This is a genomic window from Paenibacillus xerothermodurans, from assembly GCF_002220865.2.
Lineage (GTDB): Bacteria > Bacillota > Bacilli > Paenibacillales > NBRC-103111 > Paenibacillus_S > Paenibacillus_S xerothermodurans.
In genome coordinates this window covers 1-5,822 of the sequence record NZ_NHRJ02000025.1, presented here as the reverse complement: position 1 = coordinate 5,822, position 5,822 = coordinate 1, and the positions used below count along the sequence as shown (strand labels likewise).

Annotated in this window: 6 protein-coding genes, 1 pseudogene and 1 other annotated feature; of the genes and pseudogenes, 1 reads left to right on the top strand and 6 read right to left on the bottom strand. The window is 44.1% G+C overall.

Annotation, left to right across the window (positions count from 1 at the left end):
* Positions 1–337: 337 nt before the first annotated feature.
* Positions 338–601 (bottom strand) — a binding site (T-box leader).
* Between the two features lie 142 nt (positions 602–743).
* A pseudogene (locus CBW46_RS20830) lies at positions 744–908 on the top strand (sulfite exporter TauE/SafE family protein); the annotation flags it as partial.
* Between the two features lie 543 nt (positions 909–1,451).
* Here the strand turns inward: CBW46_RS20830 and CBW46_RS20825 are convergent.
* The 6 genes from CBW46_RS20825 to CBW46_RS20800 all read right to left on the bottom strand — a co-directional run bounded on the left by CBW46_RS20825 (position 1,452) and on the right by CBW46_RS20800 (position 5,588).
* Entirely contained in the window at positions 1,452–1,973 is a 522-nt protein-coding gene (locus tag CBW46_RS20825; protein ID WP_089201879.1) for an SRPBCC domain-containing protein, read from the bottom strand.
* A gap of 22 nt (positions 1,974–1,995) precedes the next feature.
* On the bottom strand, positions 1,996–2,334 hold the full coding sequence (locus tag CBW46_RS20820) for an ArsR/SmtB family transcription factor (RefSeq protein ID WP_089201878.1): 339 nt from the start codon (positions 2,332–2,334) through the stop codon (positions 1,996–1,998).
* Between the two features lie 50 nt (positions 2,335–2,384).
* Positions 2,385–2,834: a YdeI/OmpD-associated family protein gene (locus CBW46_RS20815; protein ID WP_089201877.1), complete on the bottom strand. Its 450-nt coding sequence runs from the start codon at positions 2,832–2,834 to the stop codon at positions 2,385–2,387.
* Between the two features lie 121 nt (positions 2,835–2,955).
* A complete protein-coding gene (locus tag CBW46_RS20810) occupies positions 2,956–3,612 on the bottom strand; it encodes a DUF998 domain-containing protein (protein ID WP_089201876.1) in 657 nt (218 codons plus the stop codon).
* Between the two features lie 266 nt (positions 3,613–3,878).
* Entirely contained in the window at positions 3,879–4,274 is a 396-nt protein-coding gene (locus tag CBW46_RS20805) for a VOC family protein (protein WP_089201875.1), read from the bottom strand.
* Between the two features lie 177 nt (positions 4,275–4,451).
* Positions 4,452–5,588 carry a DUF120 domain-containing protein gene (locus tag CBW46_RS20800; protein WP_089201874.1) on the bottom strand — a complete coding sequence of 379 codons (1,137 nt, stop codon included), beginning with the start codon at positions 5,586–5,588 and terminating at the stop codon, positions 4,452–4,454.
* Positions 5,589–5,822: the final 234 nt, after the last annotated feature.

Here is a 5,822-nt window from a genome sequence, read left to right as displayed (position 1 = left end):
ACATGCAGCATTACAACTGGAATCGCGGCCACCAGTCCCTTCATGACCAAACACCGGCCAGCATCTACTTTGCTGACAGCAATAATGACGAAAGGAGTATTTATCTTAGCATTTTGGATTTCGTGTCTTGACAACGGGGGACATTACAAAACGCTGGCCAACCATACCAGTTCCTCCAACAATACCTACCTGTAGTTTCTCTGTCATAGTCATTCAATCCTTTCCTAATAACATTCAGTGGAACCTAATCGTATCGTTTTTGACGGATGCTGCTGAACCTCTGTGGCTGCATATTTGTATCAATTAAAAAAATCCCACCCCCAAGACGTTAATCAGTCTCAGGGACGAGATTTGTATCCTCGTGGTACCACCCCAAATTCGCTAATATGTCGCCATATTAGCCTTCTCGAGTACGGCATGACCTTACCATGCTTATACTCCAGCTCTGTAACAGGAGCTCCTGTCACATCATCACCTGTGGTTGCAGTTCCGATGTGCTGCTCAGAGGCTTTTTTCAATAGAGGACTCTTTACTCCTTTTCAGCTAGCGGAGCTCTCTGCGAAAGAACACAACTATTTACTCTTCTCTTCGTTGCATTTGAATGTTGCCATAATAATAACAGATAATCCGGTTGAATTGAATATCAAATTTCAAAAATACGCACCAACACCATCCGCGCTCTTCTCCGGCCTTAATATCAGATAGGCGCACAACATTTGTGCTAAGTGTGTCGGAGGATTTGTTTGAGAAAATTACTCATTTTTTCAATCATCGGTTTCTTCGCTCAACTCGTTGACGGGTCGCTGGGGATGGCTTATGGCGCCACATCCGCTTCACTCCTGTTACTTTGGGGTGTCGCTCCGTCCGTTGCTTCGGCATCCATCCATATGGCAGAAATTGCGACCTCCTGTGAAGATGCTGTATACGTGGCAGATTTACACTATTTGGAGGAAGACACGACTACAGGCGTAAAATCACAGCCAGCATACGAAAGAAAACAAACGAACATAGAGGGAGAATGATGAATAAGGTAACAAGAGATGAATTCAAATAGGATGAAGCTTAAGTTAGACTCTTCGCCATGAAGGTAGGTGCATTTACATAAGATAGTAGGTGTAGCCACCTACTGCTGTCGCCGTGCCGCCCGGTGTAGTGACGGCGATTTTCACCGTCCCCACCCCCGCCTGGCTTACCGCCGGAACGGTTGCTGTAATTTGAGTAGCCTGTGAAGCCGGCTGCGAAATGGCCGCCGATCATGACAGCCGTGTCATCATTCATCCAAGACCTTACCTTGTGTCTGTATCTCTTGCAGATAATCATCCAAGCGATCCAATCGTTTTTCCCATATATGTCGAAACGATTATACCAGCTACAATTTGTGGGGGCTGCTCTTTGCTCCGATGTGTCGGATGTGACGTTGTACGACATTCCCGAAATGGTGGTACAATGTTTTATTTGTTTTCTTCCAGGAATTTCTCCAGACTATCCCACGTGGCAGTCATACCTTGGAGCATGCCCATCTCGATAACTGATTTAAGTGCTTCTTCCGACGGATATTGCGCATGGTGGATCAGTTTGGTCTTTCCGACATGTTCCAAGAAAGTCAGTGTGATTAAGGCTTCTGCCATTCCTTCGGGGACATTGCCTTCCGCATCGGAGAACGCGTCAGAATAGACAATCCGTTCCGGCTCCACAATTTCGCGAAAAACGACCTTACCCCAAGACTCGTGACCAAAGAATGGTTGGTTCTCATCCAAGCACTTCATACAGAAATGCCAGACTCCACCGGGACGAAAACTGAAACTGCTAACGGTAAGCGTCCAACCGGGAGGTGCATACCACCGCTTCATTTGTTCAACATCTGAATAGGCTCGGAATACAAGATTACGTGGCGCATTGAAAATGCGTTCCAACGTAAGTTCCCGGCCTTCCACCTTCGAAACTATTTTGTTCGCTGCGTCATGGGTACTCATTTTTTAGATTTCCTCCTCAGTTCTATCCTTTATCCTCATGTTCATTATTTTGTTGCATCAGATCTTGAAGGTGAGCATCCAATCGATCATATCGTTCATTCCACATTTGGCGATATGAATCCAACCAGTCGTCCAGTTCCTTGAAGGGCTCTAGCCGTAACCGATAGATACGACGATTGGCAGCAGCCTGCATATCGACGATTCCCGCATCCAGAAGAACACGAAGATGTTGGGACACTTGAGGCTGCCGAAGCTCAAGCCGATCAGTAATTCTTCCTACAGTGAGAGGCCCTTCCCGTAAGAGTTCAACAATGTTTAAACGGTTAGGTTCCGCAAGAGCACTCAATACCGCTGTATCCATGATTCATACTTCCTTCTTTTCATCCAGCGAAGAAGAGATTCATATTGATATTACTGGATTTTGCTTTCTTTCAGTGTACTTACTGCTTTTTCGATACGCCGCTGCCGAGTCTCGGCTGTCTTCGCACCCTCAATCGAAAGCACAAAACGACTCTTGTTGCTAAAAGATAACCCGTCGAAGAAACGCCGTGCTTCTGGAACTCGGTCAAGCGCATCCGAGAAATCGGGCGGCACGGTAAGCTCGCGGGGCTCGGTATCGAGTTCGATGTACACATCCACCTCGTCGCCTCCTTCGACATTGGCCGCTTTACGGTTCGCCGCGCTGAGGGGGATCGCGAATTGTCCGCCCATTGACGCCACGGTACTGCGGTAAGTATAATCCCCTATCGTTATTTTGACAGGTGGCTTTTTACTCGCTCCGAGTTTCACAACGACTTCTTCCGGAACATAAATACCAGTCGCTGTCTTGCCGCCTTGATGAATCACAGCCCGAAATTTCATAGAAGAACGCCTCCAATTCATTGCTTGAATCTAACATTGATTTCTCCATAGCAGGAGGTAAATCATTTCACCTGTTCTTCGGACATGCCTTGCTATTAGACTTTTTTCATTAAATGCACCGCTAGAGCGATATCCATAGCCAACCGAGTACTACAGCAACTCCAAAGGCCACATTAATACCTTCATTGCTGGTACCTGAAGCAATTCCGATAAATGCAGCTAAGAAGAGTCCGCCGGTAATAATCGAATAGACCGCCCATCCTTGCTGCCCTAAAGAGAAAAATCGGCGGGCAAATACAAAACATGCTGCAATAAGAGAAAAAAATCCTAACCCGCCTAAAATAAAGTGAAATGAGCCGTGCCAACTTACGGTAACTGGTGGTCCCTCTGGTGTGCCAGGTGGGAACCCCAGTGCCGGATCAGCGATGAAGAGTCCGCCCGCGATTACCCCCAAGCCATAGACACCTACCAGCAACGGACCCCATGTCCTACCTCTGCCAGAATACATTACTTTCCGAATTCCGAATGCACACGCTAGAATTAGCAGTCCACTCAATATAAAATTACTGATTTGAATCCATCCCAAATTACCGTTGCTAAGCAAGCTTAACGCATGACGTCGGATGTCGAAGCCATCACGGATATTCATTTGAATCAAACCGAGTATGATGTATAAGGGGCCGGCAATGATGCCGCATGAAAGCAATCTTTTTGACCATTTTATGGTTGATTCGGTTAAGAAGTCGTTTGTCGTTCGGCTTAACGATGCGTCCGACATGTAATCAATCCTTTCTTACAATGTGCTATTTAAACCGTCGAAGAACTCTTTCAGCACTGGAGCAAGAACTTCCGGCTTTACAAGGTGCGTCTGACCTTCCAAGCTCGGTGCTTCACATCGGGAAGTATGTTGCAAGAGCCTGCAGCCAGTGGCCCGTTCGGTGCGAATGACCGATAGCAGAATGCGCCGTATTTTGAATTTACTTTATTTGTGGATTTCTCCTGTAATCTTTTTTTTTAGGTTATTTTACGGGATATAATCCGATACTATCGTGTCATAATAGACCATTTGATTCCGAATTTATCATCGACTTCTCCATAATATGAGCCCCATTGTTGTTTATCAAATGGGCTTTTCACAATTCCTCCTGCCGACATATTCGTGAAAGCATCGCGAGCTTCAGCTTCTGTGTCAAAAGTGACTGTTAAAGAGATACTTTGTCCTTGATTATTCGGTTGGAATACATCGGCTAACAACAGGTCATTCCCTCCGGCAACAACCAGGTGCAAATGCATCACCTTATTTTGGAGTTCCTCCGGCATTCCAGGCATTTGTTCCGCCGTATGAATGGCCAATATTTCTCCTCCTAGCGCATTTTTGTAGAATTCAGCCTGCGTTCTTGCGTCTTCCGAATAAATGTGTGGTGTCAATTTCGCTGCCAATATATTGCCCTCCTGCTTATAGAATGATGGGTCCCTCTCAAATATAAACCATTACGAATATTCATGTCAACGAATACTCGAATTTCTCCCGATTATAAAACCAGATTGACGAAAACTACCCGTTAAATAAAAACGGCTGCCGTTTGACAGCCGTGCTCATTAAACTATCGTTCCCAGTTAGTTTAAATTAACCTCTACAATGTCACCATCTATAAGACTGTAATAATCCCTTAATCTTATGTCAGTTGCCAATTCAATAATAGTTTTAGGGTGGTCACCGTTTCCGGATGCATTGCCGTCTGTCCTAAGAATAAATGCTTTTCTCCCCAAAAATACACATTCTTGAATACTGATTGAAACAGAGCCGCCGTATTCTTCTTTTTCTAATCGAATAACATCTGTAGGCAAATCATAAGGCTCATCGAGCATGATATTTAATGTGCCAGGATATAAGGTCATTCCTGTCTTAGCTTTGTAGTAACCGCTCAACTTATTTATCCAGTATGAGAAGTTACCTTGCCCACTAACGACCTTGCCTCTTAACGTCTTACTCAGGTAAAACTCTTGTCCTGGTTCAACAACTCGGACAGTATGATTGTTCATGATTGTATCCTTTTTTATGAAGTATGTACGACCTCTTCCATAAACCTTTACGTGTAATTCATTTTTTATTTCAAGACATATTGGTTCATCACAACCAATCCCTTGTTGCGATGAAGTTTTCTGCATTGCAGCTAATAATCTTGGAAAACCACCATATTCACTAAAATGAGGCTCTATAAGACAGCCTGTTAAAAGTCCAAGTCCATTACCCGTTATTAACTCCTGTTCTGGAACTGTATTGTCATAGACACTTCTTACAATAAATTCGTTATTCTGTAACGTTACCTTACTCCCCCACACAGTACATGGTGAACTAGAGATTAATGCACCTGCCGAAACTCCAGCAATAGGGATTCCATTTCTATATAATGAATTGATTTTATTTTTCATTTCAGAATTGCAGACGCAAGTCTTATAATACTCACGTGTGTCTCCACCACAAATCAGCAATCCTGTACAGTTGCTAAGTTCTTCATATACATCTATGGAAGGTTCAGAATTCACATCTAGAGTTAAAGGTATTACATTTTTAACCCCTAATCTAATCCAACGCTCATAAAAAACTCTCTGAAAATGTGTATCCCAGGATGGTCCGCCAATCCCCAACACGCAGATTCTGGATTCATTAGTACCCGATGCGGCTTGTATAAATGGCAACGAAGTAACATTAAAATTATCACCTATGTCCCCAAATATAAATAATGGCCTCAAATGGCTTATCCCTCCTAGAGCATGCTAGGATTGCAGCTTATTCCCATTTATAATTCAACCATTTATTGTAAGTATCCTGCCCAATCCCCGTCAGTTTCCTTTATTTAACTCCCTCCGTACGATTCAGTTTTCTCACGCATGCTCGCTTATTCGCAGGATTTCACCCTTGTTAAAGTGAAGAAAGTTAGGAAGTGAACCCCCGCTATAGACCTTGGCAACATGAAGGCGCACTGA